The organism is Kitasatospora sp. NPDC057595 (genome assembly GCF_042800875.1).
Classification (GTDB): domain Bacteria; phylum Actinomycetota; class Actinomycetes; order Streptomycetales; family Streptomycetaceae; genus Kitasatospora.
The window spans coordinates 204,971-226,207 of record NZ_JBHVGL010000002.1 but is presented as its reverse complement, the minus strand read 5'-3'; the positions used below and the strand labels follow the sequence as shown (position 1 = coordinate 226,207).

At 75.6% G+C, this 21,237-nt stretch carries 19 protein-coding genes; 3 read left to right on the top strand and 16 right to left on the bottom strand.

What is annotated here, in order from left to right; all coding sequences use genetic code 11:
- Positions 1 to 17: 17 nt before the first annotated feature.
- The 7 genes from ACFU9E_RS04415 to proC all read right to left on the bottom strand — a co-directional run bounded on the left by ACFU9E_RS04415 (position 18) and on the right by proC (position 6,290).
- Positions 18 to 1,109, bottom strand: coding sequence for an NAD-dependent epimerase/dehydratase family protein (locus tag ACFU9E_RS04415; protein ID WP_380685669.1), 1,092 nt, complete (start codon positions 1,107 to 1,109; stop codon positions 18 to 20).
- A 222-nt stretch (positions 1,110 to 1,331) separates the two neighbouring features.
- Positions 1,332 to 1,430, bottom strand: a complete 99-nt coding sequence (locus ACFU9E_RS04410; RefSeq protein WP_003948845.1) for a 30S ribosomal protein bS22 — start codon at positions 1,428 to 1,430, stop codon at positions 1,332 to 1,334.
- 189 nt (positions 1,431 to 1,619) lie between these two features.
- A complete protein-coding gene (locus ACFU9E_RS04405; protein WP_045937940.1) occupies positions 1,620 to 1,829 on the bottom strand; it encodes a helix-turn-helix domain-containing protein in 210 nt (69 codons plus the stop codon).
- 284 nt (positions 1,830 to 2,113) lie between these two features.
- Entirely contained in the window at positions 2,114 to 3,310 is a 1,197-nt protein-coding gene (locus ACFU9E_RS04400) for an acetoin utilization protein AcuC (RefSeq protein ID WP_380685667.1), read from the bottom strand.
- Between the two features lie 71 nt (positions 3,311 to 3,381).
- The gene (locus tag ACFU9E_RS04395; RefSeq protein WP_380685671.1) at positions 3,382 to 4,605 is read right to left on the bottom strand and encodes an MFS transporter; all 1,224 of its coding nucleotides are present in this window, start codon (positions 4,603 to 4,605) and stop codon (positions 3,382 to 3,384) included.
- A 164-nt stretch (positions 4,606 to 4,769) separates the two neighbouring features.
- A complete protein-coding gene (locus tag ACFU9E_RS04390) occupies positions 4,770 to 5,423 on the bottom strand; it encodes an HAD family hydrolase (protein ID WP_380685665.1) in 654 nt (217 codons plus the stop codon).
- Positions 5,424 to 5,462: 39 nt separating this feature from the next.
- A complete protein-coding gene (gene proC, locus ACFU9E_RS04385) occupies positions 5,463 to 6,290 on the bottom strand; it encodes a pyrroline-5-carboxylate reductase (protein ID WP_355357941.1) in 828 nt (275 codons plus the stop codon).
- Between the two features lie 188 nt (positions 6,291 to 6,478).
- Between proC and ACFU9E_RS04380 the strand changes: the two genes are divergently transcribed.
- Complete coding sequence (locus ACFU9E_RS04380; RefSeq protein WP_380685663.1) at positions 6,479 to 6,913, top strand: hypothetical protein; 435 nt, start codon at positions 6,479 to 6,481, stop codon at positions 6,911 to 6,913.
- A 189-nt stretch (positions 6,914 to 7,102) separates the two neighbouring features.
- Positions 7,103 to 8,497, top strand: a complete 1,395-nt coding sequence (locus ACFU9E_RS04375) for a hypothetical protein (protein WP_380685661.1) — start codon at positions 7,103 to 7,105, stop codon at positions 8,495 to 8,497.
- A 46-nt stretch (positions 8,498 to 8,543) separates the two neighbouring features.
- Here the strand turns inward: ACFU9E_RS04375 and ACFU9E_RS04370 are convergent, their stop codons facing one another.
- The 9 genes from ACFU9E_RS04370 to ACFU9E_RS04330 all read right to left on the bottom strand — a co-directional run bounded on the left by ACFU9E_RS04370 (position 8,544) and on the right by ACFU9E_RS04330 (position 20,086).
- Positions 8,544 to 9,071, bottom strand: coding sequence for a hypothetical protein (locus ACFU9E_RS04370; RefSeq protein ID WP_380714761.1), 528 nt, complete (start codon positions 9,069 to 9,071; stop codon positions 8,544 to 8,546).
- 91 nt (positions 9,072 to 9,162) lie between these two features.
- Entirely contained in the window at positions 9,163 to 11,007 is a 1,845-nt protein-coding gene (gene ilvD, locus ACFU9E_RS04365; RefSeq protein ID WP_380688600.1) for a dihydroxy-acid dehydratase, read from the bottom strand.
- A 131-nt stretch (positions 11,008 to 11,138) separates the two neighbouring features.
- Complete coding sequence (locus ACFU9E_RS04360; protein ID WP_380688598.1) at positions 11,139 to 11,909, bottom strand: class I SAM-dependent methyltransferase; 771 nt, start codon at positions 11,907 to 11,909, stop codon at positions 11,139 to 11,141.
- A 51-nt stretch (positions 11,910 to 11,960) separates the two neighbouring features.
- The gene (locus ACFU9E_RS04355; RefSeq protein ID WP_380688596.1) at positions 11,961 to 12,734 is read right to left on the bottom strand and encodes a class I SAM-dependent methyltransferase; all 774 of its coding nucleotides are present in this window, start codon (positions 12,732 to 12,734) and stop codon (positions 11,961 to 11,963) included.
- A gap of 53 nt (positions 12,735 to 12,787) precedes the next feature.
- Complete coding sequence (locus ACFU9E_RS04350; RefSeq protein WP_380688602.1) at positions 12,788 to 13,615, bottom strand: sugar phosphate isomerase/epimerase family protein; 828 nt, start codon at positions 13,613 to 13,615, stop codon at positions 12,788 to 12,790.
- Positions 13,616 to 14,112: 497 nt separating this feature from the next.
- Entirely contained in the window at positions 14,113 to 15,075 is a 963-nt protein-coding gene (locus ACFU9E_RS04345; protein WP_355357920.1) for a Ppx/GppA phosphatase family protein, read from the bottom strand.
- A 246-nt stretch (positions 15,076 to 15,321) separates the two neighbouring features.
- The gene (locus ACFU9E_RS04340; protein WP_380689481.1) at positions 15,322 to 16,608 is read right to left on the bottom strand and encodes an SUKH-4 family immunity protein; all 1,287 of its coding nucleotides are present in this window, start codon (positions 16,606 to 16,608) and stop codon (positions 15,322 to 15,324) included.
- 55 nt (positions 16,609 to 16,663) lie between these two features.
- Positions 16,664 to 19,621 (bottom strand): toxin glutamine deamidase domain-containing protein, encoded by a 2,958-nt coding sequence (locus ACFU9E_RS04335; RefSeq protein WP_380714759.1) that lies wholly within the window; start codon positions 19,619 to 19,621, stop codon positions 16,664 to 16,666.
- 105 nt (positions 19,622 to 19,726) lie between these two features.
- On the bottom strand, positions 19,727 to 20,086 hold the full coding sequence (locus tag ACFU9E_RS04330; RefSeq protein ID WP_380683960.1) for a hypothetical protein: 360 nt from the start codon (positions 20,084 to 20,086) through the stop codon (positions 19,727 to 19,729).
- 218 nt (positions 20,087 to 20,304) lie between these two features.
- Between ACFU9E_RS04330 and ACFU9E_RS04325 the strand changes: the two genes are divergently transcribed.
- Entirely contained in the window at positions 20,305 to 21,228 is a 924-nt protein-coding gene (locus ACFU9E_RS04325; protein ID WP_380683961.1) for a hypothetical protein, read from the top strand.
- Positions 21,229 to 21,237: the final 9 nt, after the last annotated feature.

Sequence of the window (21,237 nt, the reverse complement as noted above, 5' to 3'; positions counted from 1 at the left end):
GTGTGCGGTCAGTGCGGTCAGTGCGGTCGGTGCGCCCGAGCGGCGGCGCCGGACCCGGCGAGCAGCGCGGCCAGGCCGTCGGTGACGGCGGTCAGCCGGCCCGGCGGCAGCAGCCCGGGCGACAACGCGGCGGCGAAGTCCGCGAACGCCTCCGGGGTGGTGAACGACGGGCGGTAGCCGAACGCCTCCCGCAGCCGCGCGGTGTCCACCACCCGGCCGTGGGTCAGCAGCCGCAGCTGCTCGGGCGAGACGTCGACCAGCCGGGTCTGCCGGGCCAGGCCGGCCATCCAGCTGACGGCGGGCAGCAGCAGCGGCAGGGTCGGCCGGCCCAGCCGGCGGGCGCACTGGGAGAGCAGCAGCACACCCTCCCCCGCGACGTTGAAGGTGCCGGTGTTCACGGTGCCCGGCTCGGCCGGGAAGGAGGCCCGGCAGAGCACCTCGACCACGTCGTCCTCGTGCGCGAACTGCAACCGGGGATCGTAGCCGAGCACGGTCGGCAGCACCGGCAGCGCGAAGTACTCGCTCAGCGGGGTGTCGGCGCCCGGGCCGACGATGTTGGCGAACCGCAGCACGGTGACCGCGACGTCCGGGCGGCGCCGGGCGAAGCCGCGGACGTAGCCCTCCACCTCGACGGCGTCCTTGGCGAAACCGCCGACCGGCAGCACCTTCGGCTGGGTCCGCTCGGTGAACACCGCCGGGTCGCGCGGCGCCGAGCCGTAGACGCCGGTGGTCGACTTCACCACCAGCCGCCGCACCCCCGGAGCCTTCTGGCAGGCGCCGAGCAGCTGCATGGTGCCGATCACATTGGACTCCTTCACCGCGGAGCGGTGGGTGGAGCCCAGGCCGGTGGCGCTGACCGCGAGGTGCACGACCGTGTCGACGCCGTGCTCGGCGATCACCCGTGCCACGGCGGGGCGGCGCAGGTCGAGCTGGTGGAAGCGGTACGGCGCGGCGGGCCCGTCCGGCTCCGCGAGCGCGCGCAGCGCCGGTCGCGGCGGCTGCACGTCCACCCCGACCACCAGGTCCACCCCCGGGCGGCGGCGCAGCTCGGCGGCGAAGCGGGCCCCGAGGCTGCGGGCCACGCCGGTGACGAGCACGACCGTTCCCACAGCGCTGCACCCCATTCCTCGGCCCGGGAGGCCTGCGTGCACCGTACCGCGCCGCCTCGACGGGCCGGGAAACGACACCGCCCGCCCGGGCCACGAGGGCCTGGGCGGGCGGTGGAACGCCTGCACCCCCGCAGAACGGGGAGCACTATTTCTTCCTACGGCGCTGAACGCGAGTCCGCGGACCACCCCCACCAAGGCGGGGACAAGCGCAGGAAGCAGACGTCACTTCTTGTTGCGACGCTGAACCCTCGTGCGCTTCAGAAGCTTGCGGTGCTTCTTCTTGGCCATACGCTTGCGACGCTTCTTGATGACAGAGCCCACGGAACAACCCTCGCTCACTGAGACTCTCGCCCGTGAGAGACGGAGTCCATACGACTGACGGAGGGCCTAGCCTACATTCCACACGCCCAGGGCCGTAATCGCGCTCCCCGAGGCGGGCGAACTCAAGGCGAATCCGGGGCGAACGGATACGGGGTCCACCGTGGCGGACCCCGTACCGGACCGGCCCGCCTACGCGCTTTCGAGCCGCACGTAGGACTCCTTGAGGTACTCGTGCACTGCCTGCTGGGGCACCCGGAACGAGCGGCCGACCCGGATGGCGGGCAGCTCACCGCTGTGCACCAACCGGTAGACCGTCATCTTGGAGACCCGCATGACCGCGGCCACCTCGGCCACGGTCAGGAAGACGACGTCCTGCAAGGGGCGTTCGCCGGAACTCATGACCATCACCCGACCCTTACCCGTGTGCAAGGCACCGGCTTCCCCTCCGGTGACTCCACCGGCACACGTGTATCCCCAGAGTAGTTATGGGTGGTACCAGTGGGAAGAGGGGGAAGCGCAGTCCTCGTACGGTGAGGGATAAGCCCGTTGCAGTACGTAGCCGATCGGCGGTCTGCACTAGTCGGCGTGCGCACTCAACGCGACGGGGCACCAGGTCTTCACAAGCGGTGGCACCGGTTCGGCCGTCCGGGGCGGGAAACGGGGCCGGGAAACGGCCGCCCGGGTCAGGGCATCAGGCCGTGGTGCGGCAGGACGGCGCGGCGGGTGGCCAGGATCGCCTGATCGAGGCGGTCCGCCGGATCGTAACCCGCGTCGAAGTCGCGCCAGACCGGACGGGCGCCGTCGGTCATCCGCAGCGGGGCCGGGCGGCGGGTGCGCCGGTAGACCTCGGCACGCCAGGACTCCGGGGTCTCGGTGGCCGGGTCGACGGGTCGGCCGGCCGCGGTGGCGACCAGGTGGGTCCAGGTCCGCGGGACGACGTCGACGACGGCGTAGCCGCCCCCGCCGAGGCCGATCCAGCGGCCGTCGGCGTGCTCGTGGGCCAGCTCGTGCAGTTCCTGGGCGATCGCCCGCTGGGCGTCCACGGTGACCGCGAAGTGGGCCAGCGGGTCCTCCAGGTGGGTGTCGGCGCCGTGCTGGGTGACCAGGACCTGCGGGCGGAAGGCGGTCAGCAGCTCGGGCACCAGGGCGTGGAAGGCGCGCAGCCAGCCCGTGTCGCCGGTGCCGGCGGGCAGCGGGAGGTTGACCGCGGAGCCCTCGGCGCCGGGACCGCCGGTCTCGGTGGCCCAGCCGGTCTGCGGGAAGAGGGTGGCGGGGTGCTCGTGCAGGGAGACGGTGAGCACCCGGGGGTCGTCCCAGAAGGTCTGCTGGACGCCGTCGCCGTGGTGGACGTCGACGTCGATGTAGGCGATCCGCTCGGCGCCGAGTTCGAGCAGCCGGGCGATGGCGAGGGCCGGGTCGTTGTAGACGCAGAAGCCGGAGGCGCGGTCGGGCATGGCGTGGTGCAGGCCGCCGGCGAAGTTGACGGCGTGCGGGGTCTCGCCGCGCCAGACGGCCTCGGCGGCGGCGACGGACTGCCCGGCGATCAGCGCGGAGGCGGAGTGGACGGCCGGGAAGGACCAGTTGTCGTCGGTGCCGAGGCCGTGCCGGACGTCCTGCCGCTCGGGGTGGGCGGCGGCGTACTTGACCGCCTCGACGTACTCGGCGGTGTGCACCAGGCGCAGCGTGGACTCACCGGCGGGCGGGGCGGAGCGGAGGGTGACACCCGGTCCGGCGGCCAGGCCGAGGTCCTCCACCAGGCACATGGTGAGCGCCAGCCGGGTCGGGTCCATCGGGTGGCCTGGGCCGAAGTCGTAGGCGGTGACCGCCTCGTCCCAGAAGAGGTGCAGGCCGCAGGAGGTGTCACGCTCGGCTTCGGGCATGCCGTCCACCGTAGTGGGTGGCGGCGGCCGGGCCCGCCAACGGGTCCTTGAACGCTGGTCGTACGGGCGGCTCAGACCTGGTCCCGGACGGCGGTCCGGGCGGGGTCGGGCGCCGCCGGGGCCGGGGCGAAGCGGTCGGCGAGCGGCAGGACGGCCAGCACCAGTAGCATCGGCGCGAGCAGCGCCCAGCGGTACGAGCTCGCGTCCGCCAGCGCGCCCACCAGTGGCGAACCGACGAGGAAGCCCACGTAGTTGAACAGGTTGAGCCGGGCCACCGCGGCGTCCGAGTCCGCCGGGAAGAGCCGCCCGCCGGCCGCGAAGACCTGCGGGATGATCGCGCAGATGCCGAGGCCCAGCACGGTGAACCCGGCGATCCCGGCCCAGGCGCCCGGCGCGGCGGCGGCCACCGCGAAGCCGAGCGCGGCCAGTACGGCGCCGCCGCGCACCACCGGGACGGCGCCCCAGCGCTGCACGGCGCGGTCGCCGAGCGCCCGGCCGACCAGCATCGCCACCATGTAGCCGAGGTAGGAGAGCTTGGCGATGTCCTCGGGGCTGTCCAGCCCGTCGGTCAGGTACTTGACGCTGTAGTTGGAGACCGAGGCGTCGGCGATGTACGCGAAGGCCATCGCCAGGCAGAGCGGCAGCAGCGGGCGCCAGGGGATCGTCCGGGCGGCGGCCTCGGCGGCCTCCCGGACGGCGTCGCCGAGTCCGGCGGGCCCGGCGTCGGGGGCCTCCCCGGCCGGGGGCCGGGGGAAGGCGCCGGCCAGCAGGGCGAGCGGGGCGATCACCGCGGCGGCCGTCCCGAACAGCACCGGCAGGCCGAGGTCGTCGTGCGCGCCGAGGCCGGCGACGGCCGCGCCGAGGATGGCGCCGAGGCTGAACGCGGCGTGGAAGCCGAGCATCACCGAGCGGCCGTAGCGGTGCTGGAGGCCGACCCCGAGCATGTTCATGCTCGCGTCCAGCGCGCCGACCAGCAGTCCGAAGGCGCCCAGGGCGAGCGCCAGCTGCCAGAGCGCGTCGCCGAGGCCGGTGGCGGCCAGGGTGGCGCAGACGGCCGGCTGGACCACCCGCAGCACGGCCCGCGCGCCGGTCCGGCGGACCAGCCGCTCGGAGGCGATCGACCCCACCCCGGCCAGCACCGGTACGGCGGCCAGGAACAGCGGCAGCAGCGCGTCGCTCAGCCCGTACCGGTCCTGGATCTCCGGGATGCAGGTGACCAGCAGGGCGAAGGTGACGCCCTGGAGCAGGAAGCTCGCGGCCAGCGCGGCCCGGCCGGCCCTGAGCCCGGGCGTGATCGGGGGCGTGGCCGGGGGCGTGGTCGGGAAGCCCTCGGAGCTCTCGGCACGGTCGGCGTTCTCGGCGTCCTCGGTACGCACATGCACCTCGCTACTGGCCGGTAAGGCGGTCGGTGGCGAGAGCGTAGGGGCAGACGGCCGTTTTCGGGAGGGGGTGCGCGCGCTCAGCCGAGCAGGGCGGGGACCTCGGACAGGTCGGCGATCAGGCCGGTGGCACCGGCCGCGGTCAGCTTCGCCGGGTCGGTCAGCGCGGTGTAGCCGTAGACGTCCATGCCGGCCGCGCGGGCGGCGAGCACACCGTTGGGGCTGTCCTCCAGCACCAGGCAGGCCGCCGGGTCGACGCCCAGGGTGCGGGCCGCGTGCAGGAACAGGTCCGGGGCGGGCTTGCCCACGCCGACGTCCTGGGCGCTGAAGATCCGCTCCTCCGCGATGTGCCCGCGCAGGCCGGTGACGTCCAGCGCGGCGCGGATCCAGCTGTGGTGGGCCGAGGAGGCCAGGCAGTAGGGCACGGCGCGCCGCTGGAGCTCCTTCAGCAGCGCGTCCGCGCCCCGGACGGCGGCGAGTTCGGTGGCGAAGGCGTCGAAGACCCGGCCGTGGAAGGCCTCGTCGAAGCCCTCCGGGAGGCGGGCGCCGTCGTGGCGCTCGGCGATCACGTCGTGCACCCGGTGGGCGGCGGTGCCCATGAAGTCCCGGTAGGAGTCCTCGATCGTGGTCGGGTAGCCGAGTTCGGTCAGGTACTCGGCCAGCAGCCGGTTGGAGAGCGGCTCGCTGTCCACCAGGACACCGTCGTTGTCGAAGATCACCAGTTCATAGGCCATGCGTTCGACCCTATCGGCCCGCCGGCCCGGCCCCGGCGGTCACTTGCCGCCGGAGGCCAGCTCCCGGGAGCGGTCCCGGGCCGCCTCCAGGGCGCCCAGCAGGGCCGCCCGCACCCCGTGGTTCTCCAGCTCGCGGATGGCCGCGATGGTGGTGCCGGCCGGCGAGGTGACCGCCTCGCGCAGCTTCACCGGGTGCTCGCCGGAATCCCGCAGCATGACCGAGGCGCCGATCGCCGACTGCACGATGAGGTCGTGCGCCACCTGCCGGGGCAGGCCGAGCAGGATGCCGGCGTCGGTCATCGCCTCGACCAGGAAGTAGAAGTACGCCGGGCCGGAGCCGGAGAGCGCGGTCGCCGCGTCCTGCTGGGACTCGGGCAGCCGCAGCGCCTTGCCGACCGAGCGGAAGATCTCCTCGGCCCGCTCCAGGTGCGCCTCGGTGGCGTGCGAGCCGCCGGAGATGACGCTCATGCCCTCGTCGACCAGGACGGGCGTGTTGGGCATCACCCGGACCACCGGGGTGCCGGCCGCCAGCCGGGCCTCGAACCAGGCGGTGGGGATGCCGGCCGCCGCCGAGATCACCAGCCGGTCCGGGGCGACGTGCGGCGCCAGCTCGTCCAGCAGGGTGCCCATGTCCTGCGGCTTCACCGCGAGGATCAGGGTGTCGGCGAGCTTGGCGGCCTCGGTGTTGCCGACCACGCCGACGCCGTAGCGGGCGGCCAGTTCGGCGGCCCGCTCGGGGCGGCGGGCGGTCACCAGGACGTCCCCCGGGTCCTTGCCCGCCCGCAGCAGACCGGAGAGCAGGGCCTCCCCGATCTTGCCCGTGCCGAGGAAGGCGATCTTCTGTCCGTGCGCCGCGCTGCTGGTCATGGCCGCTCCTTGCCTCCGGTACCGCGTTCCGGCACCGCGGCCATCCTCGCACCGCGCGCCCGCCACCGGAGGCAGCGTCCACGCTTCGAGCGGCGGCGCCGGGGCGGCCCCTAGGGCGAAACTCCGGGTTCTCCCCTATGGCCCGGGGGTGGAGGCGGGCGCACCGTGGAGTCATGGCACACGGAGAGATGTCCCGACGTGAGAACCGGCAGGTCGCCGTCGCCGCGGCGACCCTGGGGCCGTGGCGGACCGCCGCGGGAGTCGGTGCGGTGGTGGGAGCGACGGACCTGGTGATCGATCTGATCGACGGGGACTGGTCGCTGAGCATGCTGGCCGGTCCGGCCGGCTGGGGCCTGTTCTTCTTCTTCCTGGTCGGCACCGTCGGCGCCCGGATGCGCCGGGAGGGCAGCGACCGGCGGCTGCAGCAGTGGGCGAACGAGCACCCGTGGCAGGCGGCGCTCCCGGCGGGCGGCGGACTGCTGGTGCTGAACATGCTGGCGCAGCTGTTCCTCGGGGACGCGGGCGTGTTCGAGGCGTTCTTCGAGTCGCTGTTCCCGGCCGCCGTGCTGGTGACCGTCGCGGGGGTGGTCGGATCGGTGAAGAAGGCCCGCGGCAAGGGCTGACGGGGCGTGGCCGCGCTCCGGCCGGGGGACGGCCGGAGGGGCCGGCGGAAAGGCTCGGCGGAGAGGCCGGCGGAGGGGCAAGGCCGGCTAAGGGACAAAACGGGCTGATCCCCGCACACCACCGGGGCGTTCACCGACCGGTGTGGCCCCGATCGAACATCCGTCACACCCCGTCGGCATACTGGCGCGATGCCGATCGCCGAAGATCCAGAACCGCGCCCGTCCGAGGGCCGGGAACCGGACGGGACCGCCCCGACCGGACCGGACGGGAAGGACCCGTTCGCCGACCTCGTCCTCGACGAGGAGTTCGTCCGGGGAGCCTCCGTCAAGGAGCAGACGGGCCGCACCCGGATGCTCGCCGCCCAGTGGAAGCACACGCCGCCCGTCGACCCGGGCGGCCGCCGCTCGGTGAACGACGGGCCGGCACCGAGGAAGCGGTTCGCCCGCAAGGGCCGGCCGGTCGACGCGTGGGGCAACCCGCGGCCGCGCCGTTCGCTGGAGTGGCGCACGCCGCTGTTCGTGCTGCTGGCCGTCGCCCTGGTGCTCGCCGCGCTCAACGTCGACGGGCTGCGGTCCTGGTACTCGACGCGCTTCGGCGACGGCTCCGGCGGTACGCCCGCCGCGTCGGGGCCCGTGCCGACCGTCGCCCCGGAGACCGCCCGGCCGACCGCCGCGCCGTCGGTGGCGGCCGAGCAGCGCCCGACCGTCGACCACCCGTGGGCCGGCTCCCCCGCCGAGGGGTGGCCGACCGACATCGCGGTGTTCGCGCCCAAGGAGGCCCCCGGCGCCGTCGGGGTGTTCACCGCCGAGGAGGTCGCCGAGCAGGTCGAGCTGGTCAAGCAGTACCTGGCGGCGGCCAACCTGGACCCGGCGGTGGTGGCCGGCGGGCGTCCGACGGCCGCGCTGGCGATGCTGGACGCCGATGAGCAGAACTCGGCGGTCAAGGCGCTCGCCAAGCCGTCCGCCGAGACCGACCCGACGCACTGGTTCACCCGCTTCGACCCGGCCGAGGCGATCCCGGTCGACAACACCGTGAAGCTCCAGGGCATGCTCACGGTCGAGGGCGACGGCGAGAAGGGCGTGCTGGTGCACGCCGACTTCACCTACGTGTACGCGCTGCGGCCGGGACCGGACGCCGCCAAGCGGGCCGCCGCGCCCAGGCCGACGCCCACCCCGCGGCCGTCCACCCCGGGCGGGAAGGGCGGCGGCGGGACCGGTGGCACGAACGGTGGCGGTACCGGTGGCGGCACGGCCCGGCCGGTCGGCTGGACGGTGCCGGCCGCCGACGTCGCCGGGGACACCTGGACCACCCGCACCGTGGTCCGCAAGGTGGAGACCTTCCGGTTCTACGACCCGAAGCGCTTCGACGTGATCCCGAAGAAGCTGAACATCAACAGCCGGTCCGAGATCGGCAACAGCGCCTGCGACGTCTACGACGGTTACCTGCACCCGCAGTTCGACCAGTTCGCGGCCTCGTTCGGCGGCCCCGAGCCGGCGCCCAGCGGCACCGCCAGCGACCCGTACGACCGCAGCAAGGACCTGTCGGAGGGCGACGGCGAGTGCGGGACGGTGACCCGCAGCTGACCCGGCCCGGGCCGGCGAGGGCCCAGGGCCGGCCCGGGCCCTCGGCCTAACGTCGGCGCTTGGCCCGGCCCGGCGCCTTGGCGCCGGGCCGCCCGCTGCGGTTGGCCTGCCGGCGCTCGTGGCGGTCGCGCTCCTGCTCGTAGCGGGCGCGCCGGACGGCCTCGCCCGGGGCCTCGCGCAGGCTGCGGACGAAGTAGGCGAGCAGGGCGCCGACCCCGCCGATGATCCAGACCACGCCGAGCGACTTCTCCTCGGCCATCCAGCCGGTCAGGTTCTCCTTGCCCTCGGTGAGCAGCTTCCAGGTGCGCAGCGCCGCGAGCAGCGAGCAGATCGCGACGGCGGCGACCAGCAGGCCGTTGAGGAAGCCGCCGTTGTCGGCCACCCGGATGCCGTCGACGGCGAAGCGCAGCACCAGGGCGGCGGCCGCGGCGCAGAGCAGGGCGCCGAGGGGGACGAGGACGCGGCGCAGCCGGTAGTCGCCGCCGCGCTCGACCCAGCTGGTGCCGAACCAGCGGATCGGCTCCGGCTCGGGGGCGCCGGCGGGCTGGGCGGAGGGGGTGGGTTCCTGGGTCACGGATCCGATTATCCCCGCCGGCCGGGAACGACGGAGGAGCCGTCCCGGTGGCCGGGACGGCTCCTCGTCGGCGTTGCCGCGGAGGGCGGGGTCAGCCGAGCTTGCTGACGTCCCGGACGGCGCCCTTGTCGGCGGAGGTGGCCATCGCGGCGTACGCGCGCAGGGCCTGGCTGACCTGGCGGTCACGGTTCTTCGGCCGGTAGCCGCCGCCGGCCTCCAGCGCGCGGCGGCGCTCGTCCAGGACCTCGGCGGGCACCTCCAGCGAGATCCGCCGGCCCGGGATGTCGATGGCGATGGTGTCGCCGTCCTCGACCAGCGCGATGGTGCCGCCGGACGCGGCCTCCGGGGAGGCGTGGCCGATGGACAGGCCCGAGGTGCCGCCGGAGAAGCGGCCGTCGGTGACCAGCGCGCAGGCCTTGCCGAGGCCGCGGCCCTTGAGGAAGGAGGTCGGGTAGAGCATCTCCTGCATGCCCGGGCCGCCCTTGGGGCCCTCGTAGCGGATGACGACGACGTCGCCCTCCTTGACCCGCTTGGCGAGGATCGCCTCGACCGCGTCCTCCTGGGACTCCACGACGACGGCCGGGCCGCTGAAGGTCCAGATCGACTCGTCGACCCCGGCGGTCTTCACGATGCAGCCGTCCTCGGCGAGGTTGCCGTACAGCACGGCGAGGCCGCCCTCGACGGAGTAGGCGTGCTCGACGCCGCGGATGCAGCCCCGGGCGGCGTCGGTGTCCAGCGACTCCCAGCGCTCGGACTGCGAGAAGGCCTCGGCGGAGCGCACGCAGCCGGGGGCGGCGTGCCACAGCTCGACGGCCTCGTCGGAGGGCGAGCCGCCGCGGACGTCCCAGGTCTTCAGCCACTCGGCGAGCGAGTCGGCGTGCACGGTGTGCACGTCCTCGTTGAGCAGCCCGCCGCGGTAGAGCTCGCCGAGGATGGCCGGGATGCCGCCGGCCCGGTGCACGTCCTCCATGTAGTACGAGCCGTTGGGCGCGACCTTGGAGAGGCAGGGCACCTTGCGGGAGATCGCGTCGATGGCCCGCAGGTCGAAGTCCAGCTCGGCCTCCTGGGCGGCGGCGAGCAGGTGGAGGATGGTGTTGGTCGAGCCGCCCATGGCGATGTCCAGGGCCATGGCGTTCTCGAAGGCGGCGCGGGTGGCGATCGCGCGCGGCAGGACGGACTCGTCGTCCTGGCCGTAGTGCCGGTTCGTGATCTCGACGACGGTGCGGCCGGCCCGCTCGTAGAGGGCGCGGCGGGCGGTGTGGGTGGCGAGCAGGGAGCCGTTGCCGGGCAGCGAGAGGCCGATCGCCTCGGTGAGGCAGTTCATCGAGTTGGCGGTGAACATGCCCGAGCAGGAGCCGCAGGTCGGGCAGGCGTTCTCCTCGATGATCGCGATGTCCTCGTCGGAGACGTTCTCGTTGACCGCCTGGGAGATCGCGTCGACGAGGTCGAGCTTGCGCACGGTGCCGTCGACCAGGGTGGCCTTGCCGGCCTCCATCGGGCCGCCGGAGACGAAGACCGTCGGGATGTTCAGGCGCAGCGCGGCCATCAGCATGCCGGGGGTGATCTTGTCGCAGTTGGAGATGCAGATCAGCGCGTCGGCGCAGTGCGCGTTGACCATGTACTCGACCGAGTCGGCGATCAGGTCGCGTGAGGGCAGCGAGTAGAGCATGCCGCCGTGGCCCATCGCGATGCCGTCGTCGACGGCGATGGTGTTGAACTCGCGCGGGATGCCGCCCGCCTCCTTGATCGCCTCGGAGACGATCCGGCCGACCGGCTGGAGGTGGGTGTGGCCGGGGACGAACTCGGTGAAGGAGTTGGCGACCGCGATGATCGGCTTGCCGAAGTCCTCGCGGGCTACGCCGGCCGCCCGGAGAAGCGCCCGGGCGCCTGCCATGTTGCGACCGTGGGTGACCGTACGGGACCTCAGCTCGGGCACTGTGCTCGACTCCTTCGGAGGCTGGCTCGCGGCCCCGGTCGTTCGGAGGGTGCGGGGCCACTGTGTCCGTCGAGCCTACGCCCGCCGTCCGGGCGGCGGACGCCGCGTCCGCGATGCGGTCAGCCGGGTGGTCAGCCGGGGACGACCGCCACGGTGAGGTCCACCTGGTACGGCGCGGTGACCAGGCCGTCCGGGAACTCGGCCCGCAGCGCCTCGCGCTCACCCTCCAGCAGCGCACGGCGCCGGTCCTCGTCGAGGACCGCGACGTAGGAGCGCGAGGACATGTCGGTGACGAGGTCGTCGACGGTGGTCCGGCGCTCCCAGCGAAGCACCGTGGTGGCGGACTCCAGACCGAGGCGGCGCCACTGGTCGGCCGCCGACTCCAGCTCGTCGAACTGGCGGACGGCACCGGGCAGCAGCGCGCGCTCCCGGTCGCCGGCGGCCCGGACCCAGGGCACGTCCGGGTCCATCACGTTCCACCAGGCGGCGAGGGCCCCGCCGGGGCGCAGGACACGGATCGCCTCGGGGACGGAACGCCCGGGATCCGTCCAGTGGAAGGCCTGGGCGTACGTGACGAAGTCCGCCGAGTGATCGTGGAACGGCAGATCGTCACCGCTGCCCCGGACCAGCGCCAGACCCGGCCCGGACGCCAGGAACTGCGCCGCCATCCCCGCGCTCGGCTCCACCCCGACCACATCCGCACCCCGGGCCGCCAACAGCCGGGTCGAGATCCCCGTCCCCGCACCCACATCCAGCACCCGGGCACCCCGCAGAACCCGCCCGGACAACCGCTCCAACTCGTCGAACAACTCCTGCGGATACGACGGCCGCGCCCGGTCGTACTCCGCCGCCACCCCACCGAACGACTCCGCGAGCTTCCGGAATTCCTGTATGCCCGTCATGTCCGCTCCCCCGTACGGCAGTTCACGTCACGTGTCAGCGTACGCGCGCAGTCAGGCCGGGGTGACGGCAACGGTGAGGTCCAGCACGTACGGCTCGATCACCCAGCCGTCCGGGAACTCCGCCAGCAGGGCCTCACGCTCGACGGCCAGCAGCGGCGCGCGCCGCTCCGGGGTGAGCGCGGCGAGGTAGGAGCGCGAGGTGAGGTCGGTGATCAGGTGGTCGACGGTGATCCGGCGCTCCCAGTGGAGCACGGTGTGCCCGGTCCGCAGGTCGTACGGGGCGAGGTGGGAGGCGAACTCGTCGATGGCGCCGTAGCCGTGGTAGCTCTCGGACAGGGCGGCGGCGAGCCGCTCGCCCATCGCCCGCACCCAGGCGACGCCGCTGTCCTTCACGTTCCACCAGGCGGCGAGGGCCCCGCCGGGGCGCAGGACACGGATCGCCTCGGGGACGGAACGCCCGGGATCCGTCCAGTGGAAGGCCTGGGCATACGTGACGAAGTCCGCCGAGTGATCATGGAACGGCAGATCGTCGCCACTGCCCCGGACCAGCGCCAGACCCGGCCCGGACGCCAGGAACTGCGCCGCCATCCCCGCGCTCGGCTCCACCCCGACCACATCCGCACCCCGGGCCGCCAACAGCCGGGTCGAGATCCCCGTCCCCGCACCCACATCCAGCACCCGGGCACCCCGCAGAACCCGCCCCGACAACCGCTCCAACTCGTCGAACAACTCCTGCGGATACGACGGCCGCGCCCGGTCGTACTCCGCCGCCACCCCACCGAACGACTCCGCGAGCCCGCGGAAGTCGCTGCCGGTCCGGTTCACCGCTCCACTGTGTTCCGCCATGTCTCCCCCATTGGACGGCCGTTCGTGTGCCGTCAGCGTACGCGCGCGGGGGTGGCCAGGTGCAAGCGCGTGAAGGCCAGCGCCTCGGCGAGATCGGCCTCGCGTTCGGCGGGCGACGCGGCCCGACGGGTGTTGACCTCCAGCACCACGTGGCCGTCGAACCCGGTCCGGGCGAGGTGCTCCAGCAACTCGGCGCAGGGCTGCTTGCCCCGGCCCGGGATGAGGTGCTCGTCCTTGCCGGAGCCAGAGCCGTCCGCCAGGTGGATGTGGGCGAGCCGGTCCCCCATCCGCTCGACCATCGCGAAGGCGTCCACCCGCGAGGTGGCGGCGTGCGACAGGTCGATGGTGAAGTGCCGGTACTCCTCGTCGGTGACGTCCCAGCCGGGCGCGTAGGCCAGCATCTCGCGGTCCTTGTAGCGCCACGGGTACATGTTCTCGACGGCGAACCGGACGTCCGTCTCCCCCGCCATCCGGTGGATGCCCTCGACGAACTCGCGGGCGTACTGGCGCTGCCAGCGGAACGGCGGGTGGACGACGACCGCGTTCGCGCCGAGCTTCTCGGCCGCCGCCCGGGCGCGGACCAGCTTGGTCCACGGGTCGGTGGTCCACACCCGCTGGGTGATCAGCAGGCACGGCGCGTGCACGGCGAGGATCGGCATGCCGTGGGCGTCCGAGAGGCGGCGCAGCGCCTCGATGTCCTGGCTGACCGGGTCGTTCCAGACCATCACCTCGACGCCGTCGTAGCCGAGCCTGGCGGCCAGTTCGAAGGCGACCGCGGTGTTGGCCGGGTAGACGGAGGCGGTGGACAGGGCGACCTTGGTGTCCGGGATGTGCAGGGTCGGGTGCGCGGGCAGCACCAGGCGGTCGGTGGTGCGCAGCAGCGGGGGGCGGGCGGCGGCCTGGCGGGCGGCCTTGACGGACTTCACCGACTGGACGGCGGCCTTGGCGGCGCCGGCGGCCCGGGCGGTGCGGGTGCCGCGGGCCGGCTGGGCGGCGGGGGCCCCGGGGGCGTTCCTGGCGGCCTTCCTGGACGCGGCCTCGGCGACGTCCAGGGGTGTGGCCGTGGGCCGGTCCTTGGTGGTGGCCTTGTTCGCCGCTCTGGTGGCGGCCTTCCGGGCCGCCTTCTCTGCGACGCCGCCGGCGGCCTCCCGGGCGGCCTTGCCGAGCTTGCGGGGCCGGGCGTCGCGGCGTGGGGCCTCCGACCGCGGCTGCCCGTCCTCGGGAGCGCGGCCCTCCCGCGTTCCGTCCTCGCCCGCTGGTTGCGCCACGGGAGACAGCGTAAGCGGACGGCGCCCGGAACGGGGAGCGGGCGGGTGCCCGCCCGGCCGTCCCGGGCGCCGTCCGTCCGGGGGTGACCTCAGGGAGTGAGGGCGGGCCGGCGGCGGTCGGCGGCGGTGTCCATGGCGTCCAGCCGGCGCAGGATGATCCCCTCGCGCAGCGCCCAGGGACAGACGTCCAGCTCGTCCAGGCCGAACAGGTCCATCGCGGCGTCGGCGACCAGCGCGCCCGCGAGCAGCTGCTTGGCGCGGCCCTCGGAGACGCCGGGGATCTGCGCCCGTTCGGCGACGGTCATCGCGGAGAGCCGGGGCAGCCAGGCGGCCAGGTTGTTGCGGGTGAGCCGGCGGTCGGCGTACGGGCCGGCGTCGGCCGGGGCGGCGCCGGTCATCCGGGCGAGCTGCTTGAAGGTCTTGGAGGTGGCGACGGCGTGGTCCGGGGCCCCGAGACGGGAGATCTCGCCGACGACGGTGGCGATCTCGGCGCGGATGTGCCGCCGCAGGCCGCGCAGCTGCTCGGGGTCGGCGACGTCGCCGGGCAGCCAGCGGGCGGTCAGCCGGCCGGCGCCGAGCGGCAGCGAGCAGGCCGCGTCCGGCTGCTCGTCCAGGCCGCAGGCGATCTCCAGCGAGCCGCCGCCGATGTCGAGGTTGAGCAGCCGGCCGGAGGACCAGCCGAACCAGCGGCGGACCGCCAGGAAGGTCAGCCGGGCCTCGTCCTGGCCGGAGAGCACCCTCAGTTCGACGCCGGTCTCGTCGGCGACCCGGCGCAGCACCGCCTCGCCGTTGGCGGCCTCGCGCACGGCGGAGGTCGCGAAGGGCAGTATGTCGACCACGCCCTTGTCCTCGGCGACCCGCAGCGAGGAGGAGATCATGGCGATCAGCCTCTCGACGCCGGTCTCACTGATCGCACCCTGCTCGTCGAGGAGTTCGGCGAGCCGCAGCTCGGCCTTGTGGGAGTAGGCGGGCAGGGGGGCGGCGCCCGGATGGGCGTCCACCACGAGGAAGTGGACCGTGTTGGAACCTACGTCGAGCACACCGAGTCGCATAAATCTCCACGCTACGCGATCCGGGGCCGGAGGAGACCGGCCCGTACCGGTGTTCTTGCTGGTCCGGGCGCTGATCGCGGCTCCGGCGGGCGGTCCGCGGCGGGATCGGCGGAACCGTTCGAACAGTATTCGGACGGTGTTGTTCCGGCGTTCACCCGGACGGTGGAGGGCCGGCGCGGCGGGCGGCGCACCGGGCCACCGGGTTCATCGGGTTCATCGGGTCCATCGGTCCATCGGTCCATCGGTTCAGAGCAGACCGTCCCAGAGCTGCTCGACGACGACCGCCCACCAGTTCTCCGGGTCGGCGAAGACCTCCGGATCCACCGCCGCGAGGCCGCGCTGCAGCTCGGCGACGGCTGCCCCGGCGGCCTCCGGGTCCAGCCCGCGCAGGCCCGGCAGCCGGCCGGCGACCAGTTCGAGGGAGCGCACGAAGGCGGTGACCGAGGCGTTGCAGTGGCGGGTCGTGGCGTAGTCGGGGTCGACGGCGCGGACGGCGCCGCAGGCGGTGTCCAGGGTGATCAGCGCCCAGCCGTCCGTGCCGAGCACCACCTGCGGGGCAAGCGCCCGGCGCTCCCGCTCGGCCACCCGGGTACCGCGGCCCGCCGCCGCCAGGTGGTCGGCCACCGGCGGGAGCACGGCGGCGGGGCGGGCGCCCGGGACGGCGGCCGGGCGCGGGTCGTCCAGGGCGAAGCAGCCGTCGACGGCCACCGGCACGCCCACCGTCAGCAGCAGCCGGGCGTCCTCCGCCGGCAGGTCGGCCCGGGCGACGTCCGCCGGTGCGAACCGCCGGACGCCGTCCGGCCCGAACCGCGCCGTCAGCCGCCGCGCGAGCACGTGCTCCGGCTCGGCGGGCGACGGCGGGACGGCGCGCGGGAACGGCAGCCGGTTGCGGACCGGCCCGGCGCCCTCCTCCGGCAGCGCGCGCACGGCCGCCGCGCGCTGGTCGAAGCGCGGCCCGTACGGCAGGTCGAAGTCCAGGCGGACGCCGGGGAGTTCGGCCACCAGCGCGTACGCCCAGTAGCCGCCCGGCAGGGCGCTCAGCCGCAGGTCGGTGCGGACGGCGAGCACCTCCTCGGGCCGGACCCCCTGCTCGCGCAGCCACCACCAGCCGCGCAGCGCCGGGTGCGGCAGGCCCGGCGCCGACCGCAGGGCCAGGACCCGCCGCTCGCCCGCCGGGTCACGGTAGGTCAGCTCGGCGCGGGTGCCGCGTCCGGTGGCGGCCGGCCGGGTGGGGTCGTACCCGCCCGCGCCGACGAAGTCCCGGTACAGCCGGACCACCTCGGGCACCGGGACGGACGGCCAGACGGTGAACCGGCCGTCCACCCGGTCCACCACGGCGCAGGCCGCCCCGATCTCCTCGGGCGCCCGCCGCTGCCCGGTCAGCGGGTCGACGTGGACCGGCGGGGGCTCCGCCCAGACCACCCAGCCCAGCTCGAACTCGTGGAGGCGGACCCGCCGGGCGCGCGCCGTCGGCAGGTCGCCGTTGATCCACCGGTGCGCCGCCTCGGTCGCCGCCGCCCTCGTCACCGCCATCGCGGCCACCTCCGTTCACTCACGGTCGCTCTCCCCCGCGCGGACGCCACCGGGGTCACGGGGTGGGGGCGGGCAGGTCGAGGGGGCGGCCTTCGGGGCCGAGCGCGACGGCCCAGAGGCCGTGGTCGGCGGGGTGCAGCGGGGCCTGGTCCCGGCGGCCCGCCTGGTGGTCGAGGTAGGTCACGGTGTCCCGGTGGTTCACCGCGTTCCAGGCGTGCGGGCGGCCGAAGCCGTCCAGGGTGAGCAGCACCGCCTGGGCCCCGTGGCCGGCCCTGCGCAGCGCGCCCGCCAGCCGGACGAAGGCCCGGTCGCCGTCGCCGAGGTCGCGGAACGGTGCGCCGAGTTCGCGCTCGGCGCGGTCGCGGCCACCGCGCTCGCCCGCGTCGCCCTCGGTGGGGACGCGCGGGGCGGCGCAGGTCGGCCGGCCGGTGAAGGTGTCGACGGCGGAGAGGGCGATCTCCAGGCTGTTGTTGGCCCGTCCCGGTTCGCGGTACCCACCGTCGTTGACCACCTCGGTCCAGCCCCCGGCCGCCGGGTCGGGGTGGCGGACGGGCAGGCCGTCGGCGTCCCGGGGCGCGCGGCGTTCGATCTCGCGCTGGTGCTCCGGGTCGACCGGGGCGAGCCCGCCGGGCAGGCCGGTCGGGCGGCTGTCGGCGATGGTCCGCAGCCGGACGACGGGCGCGCCCGCGACGCCCTCGCCGCGCAGCGCGCGCATGGCCAGGTGCAGGGCGGTGGCGTGCGCGGTGGCCACCGGCACCGCGCCCCAGGCGAGCCCGGGTCCGTCGTCGGCGGGCGGGCCGTCGGTGCGGCGGCGGTGCGGGTGGTGGCCGTCCGGGTGGCCGTCGGAGCGCCCGGGCGCGGGGCCGGTCCCGGGCGCGGGCACCGGGGCCTGGCCGGTACCGGGTCCGCCCGACGGCGGGACGGTCGGCGGGGGAACGGTCGGCGGCGGGGGAACGGGCAGCGGCACCGGGGCGACCACCGGGGCGACGGCCGGGTGGGCGGGTCCGGCGGCGGCGCGCGGGGCCGCCGCAGCGGGGGTGCCGGGTACGGGGGCCGGCGCCGGGGCGGGCTGCGGAGGGGCCGCCGGGGCGCCCGCGCCGATCCCGCTGCCGAACGGGGCCGGGCCGTGCGCGCCGGACGCCCCCGGGGTCGCGCCCACGGCCAGCGGTCCCGGGCCGAGCGCCCCGCCACCGCCGGGAACCGGCGGCGCGGTGAACGGCGGCGGGGCGAACGGTGCGGCGTAGGGGCCGGGGTGCGCGGCGACGTGCGGCGCGGCCGCCCAGCCGCCCGCGGCCGGTGCGGGCGGCGGGGCCGGGGCCTGCACCGGGACGTCGTACGCGGGGGCGGACCGGGGCGCGGGCGGCGCGAGCACCGAGTCGGTGCGCACGGTCACCGGGGCGGCGGGGTGCCCGCTTCCGCCGCCGTGGGCCGCGCTCGGCGCGGGTGCGGCGGGTGCGACGGCGGGCGGCAGCAGGTAGTCGTCGTCGGCCGCGCGGGTGTGCCCGGACGGGCCGGACGAACCTGACGGCCCCCCGCCGCCGTCGGCACGGTGGACCGGCGCGGGAACCGGAGCGGGCACGGGGCCCGCAGCGGGCGCGGGACCGGGAGCCGGGCCGGGCGACGTCCGGTCGCCGCCGCCCCGGCCCCTGACGCTCGGAGCCTCGGCGAAGCCCGCCGAGGGCCCCGGACGCGACCCGTGCCCGCCCGGGACGGGGCCGGGGCCCGACCGCTCGGGCTCGGAGTCGCCCCCGGGCCCGCCGGACACCACCGAGGCCCCCGCCCCGAGCAGCGCGTCCGCCCCGGCCGTCACGGCCGTCACCGGCCCGTGATCGCGGCCGTGCCCGTGGCCGTCGCCGTCCACCCCGTCCACACCGGTGCCGGGACCGGAACCGGGACCGATGCCGGGGCCGGGCCGCCCGTCCGCCCCCGCGGCCCCGGCCAGCGGCACCCCGGTGATCTCCCGGCCGTCCTGCCCGGTCAGCACCGGCCGCCCGTCCCCGCCCAGCACCGGCCGCCCGTGCTCGTCCAGCTTCACGGCCAGGTTCTCCACCCCGACCACCGGCCGGCCGTCCGCACCCGGGACGACCACCAGCCCGGCGGCGTCGGCCACCGGGGTGCCGTCGGCCCGCACGATGACCGGTTCGCCGTGCTCGTCCAGGACCGGCCGCCCGGCCTCGTCGAGCTTCACCGCCAGCCCGGGCACGCCCACCACCGGCTTGCCGTCCTGCCCGAGCACCACGGCCAGCCCCGTCCCGCCGGGACCGCCGAGCACCCCCGGCTCGCCGAGGACGGCGGGCAGTCCGGCCGCCACCGGGTCGAAGGCCGCGCCGACGCCGCCCGGGTACCCGGCCGCCCGCACGCCCTCGGCACCGGGCGGCGCCAGGCGCAGCAGCGCGACCACGGCCGGCTCCCGCAGCGCGGTGCCCAGGCCGTCCTTCATCGCCCGGCCGAGTTCGTCCAGCAGGTCGCCGATCTTCAGTCCGGCGGCCTCGACGGCGGCGGCGGCCACCGCCCGCGCGGCCGTTTCGGCGGCGGCCCCGGCGCTCTGCCGCACCGCGTCGAAGGGCCCGCCCGCCTCCGGCGCCGTCGCGGCCGGGGCCGCCTCGGCCGCCGCCCGGGCCTTGGTCTCCTGCTCCTCGGCCTTCCTCAGTTCGGCGGCCAGTTCGTTGAGGGCGGCCACGATGTCGGCCTTGCAGGAGTCGACGGCGCGGGCGGCCGCGTCGAAGGCGCCGGCGACCAGCCCGGCGGCGCCGTGCGCGTCGTCCAGGTGCCCCTTGCCGCCGCCCCGGAACGCCTGCCAGTACGCGGCGAAGGCCTCGACGGCCCGGCCGGAGTTGTCCCCGGTGACCCGCCGCGCCGCGTCGCCGCCGCGCTTGGCGAGCCGGTCCGCCTCGTGGCCGAACTCGCGCCAGAGCCCGGCCGCCCTGCGCAGCCCCTCCTCGTCAGCCAGCGGCCAGCGCCGGCCGGTCCGGGCCAGGACCGGGACGAGCTCCTCGGGCAGTTTCCGCGACACGCGCTTCCCCCTTCGACGGACGGGCCTGCGGAGCGGGGCGGTGCTCCGCCCCCTTGGAGGGACGCGCGCCGGCCCCCGAACGGTGCGCGCGCCCGCCCGCGGGCGTCAGGCCGGCCGGCCCTCGGGGGTGCCGGGCCCGCCCGCCGGGCCGCCGGCGAAGCCGCTCGCCGCCGAGGTGTCGGTGTCGGCGGTCCGCCCGGCCATGCCGTGCAGACCCGCGCCGACCGTCCCCAGCCGCCCGGCCAGCCCGCGCAGCCCGCCGAGCAGCCCGCCGTGCGCCGCCCGGTAGGCGGCGGCGAACCCGCTGCCCGGCTCGTCCCCGCCCCACGGGCTGCCGAGCGCCGCGAGCCCCTGCTCCAGGGCGGTGGCGGCCTTCCCGAAGTCCGCCGAGATCCGCTCGAACTCCCGTCCCTCACCGTGCAGTTCCCAGGGCTTGATGACGAACCCACCGCCGCCGCCGGCCATCCCCGTACCTCCCCGCGCTGGACCGGCCGCCATCCTAGGGCCCGCCCGGCCCCGGTCCGATGCCCGCCGACGGCCCCTTCACCCGGCTCCACCCGGCCTTCACGGCGGCCGCGCACCCGCCGTCGCCGTGCCGTCGCCCGGCCGCCGCGCGGTGAACTCGCCGTAAACCCCGTGGCCACGGACGGTTGGCCGGCGCGCGGAGGCTCTACCCTTGCCGAGTGGCAGCAGCAGACACGTCCAAGCACAGCAGCAGCACCTCCAAGGGGAAGAAGGCCAAGCCGAAGGACGCCGGCCCGACCGCCGTCGACCTCGCGATGCCGGTCCTGCGTTCCGAGCTCCGCCCCGAGGTCCCGCTCGACTTCCCGCGCGCCTGGGTCGAGTTCACCGACCCGGACGACGCGGAGCAGGTCTTCCGCTGCGACCTGACCTGGCTGACCTCCCGCTGGTCGTGCATCTTCGGCCAGGGCTGCCAGGGCATCCGCGAGGGCCGCGGCGAGTCCGACGGCTGCTGCACCCTGGGCGCGCACTACTCGGACGAGGACGACGAGAAGCGCGTCACCGGCCACGCGGCCCGGCTGACCCCGGAGCTGTGGGAGAACCACCCGCACGGCACCGACGCCAAGGGCCGGATCAAGGCCGACGGCGGCATCACCATGCTCGACGAGGACGGCGACCGCCAGACCCGCCGGGTCAACGGCGCCTGCATCTTCGTGAACAGCCCCGGCTTCGCCGGCGGGGCGGGCTGCGCCCTGCACGCGCTCGCGCTCAAGGAGGGCCGCGAGCCGCTGGAGACCAAGCCGGACGTCTGCTGGCAGCTGCCGGTGCGCCGCACCTACGACTGGATCGACCGCCCCGACGACACCCGCTACCTGCAGGTCACCATCGGCGAGTACGACCGGCGCGGCTGGGGCCCGGGGGGCCACGACCTGCACTGGTGGTGCACCGGCAGCCCGGACGCCCACCAGGGCGCCGACCCGGTCTACGTCAGCTACCGCCCGGAGCTCACCGAGCTGATGGGCCGTTCCGCGTACCGGGTGCTGGCCGAGCTGTGCGAGGAGCGGATCGCCACCAAGGGCGACCGCAAGGTGGCCCCGCACCCGGCCGACCCGGCGAAGAAGCCGAAGGCCGCGAAGAACAAGTAGCGCCGAGGG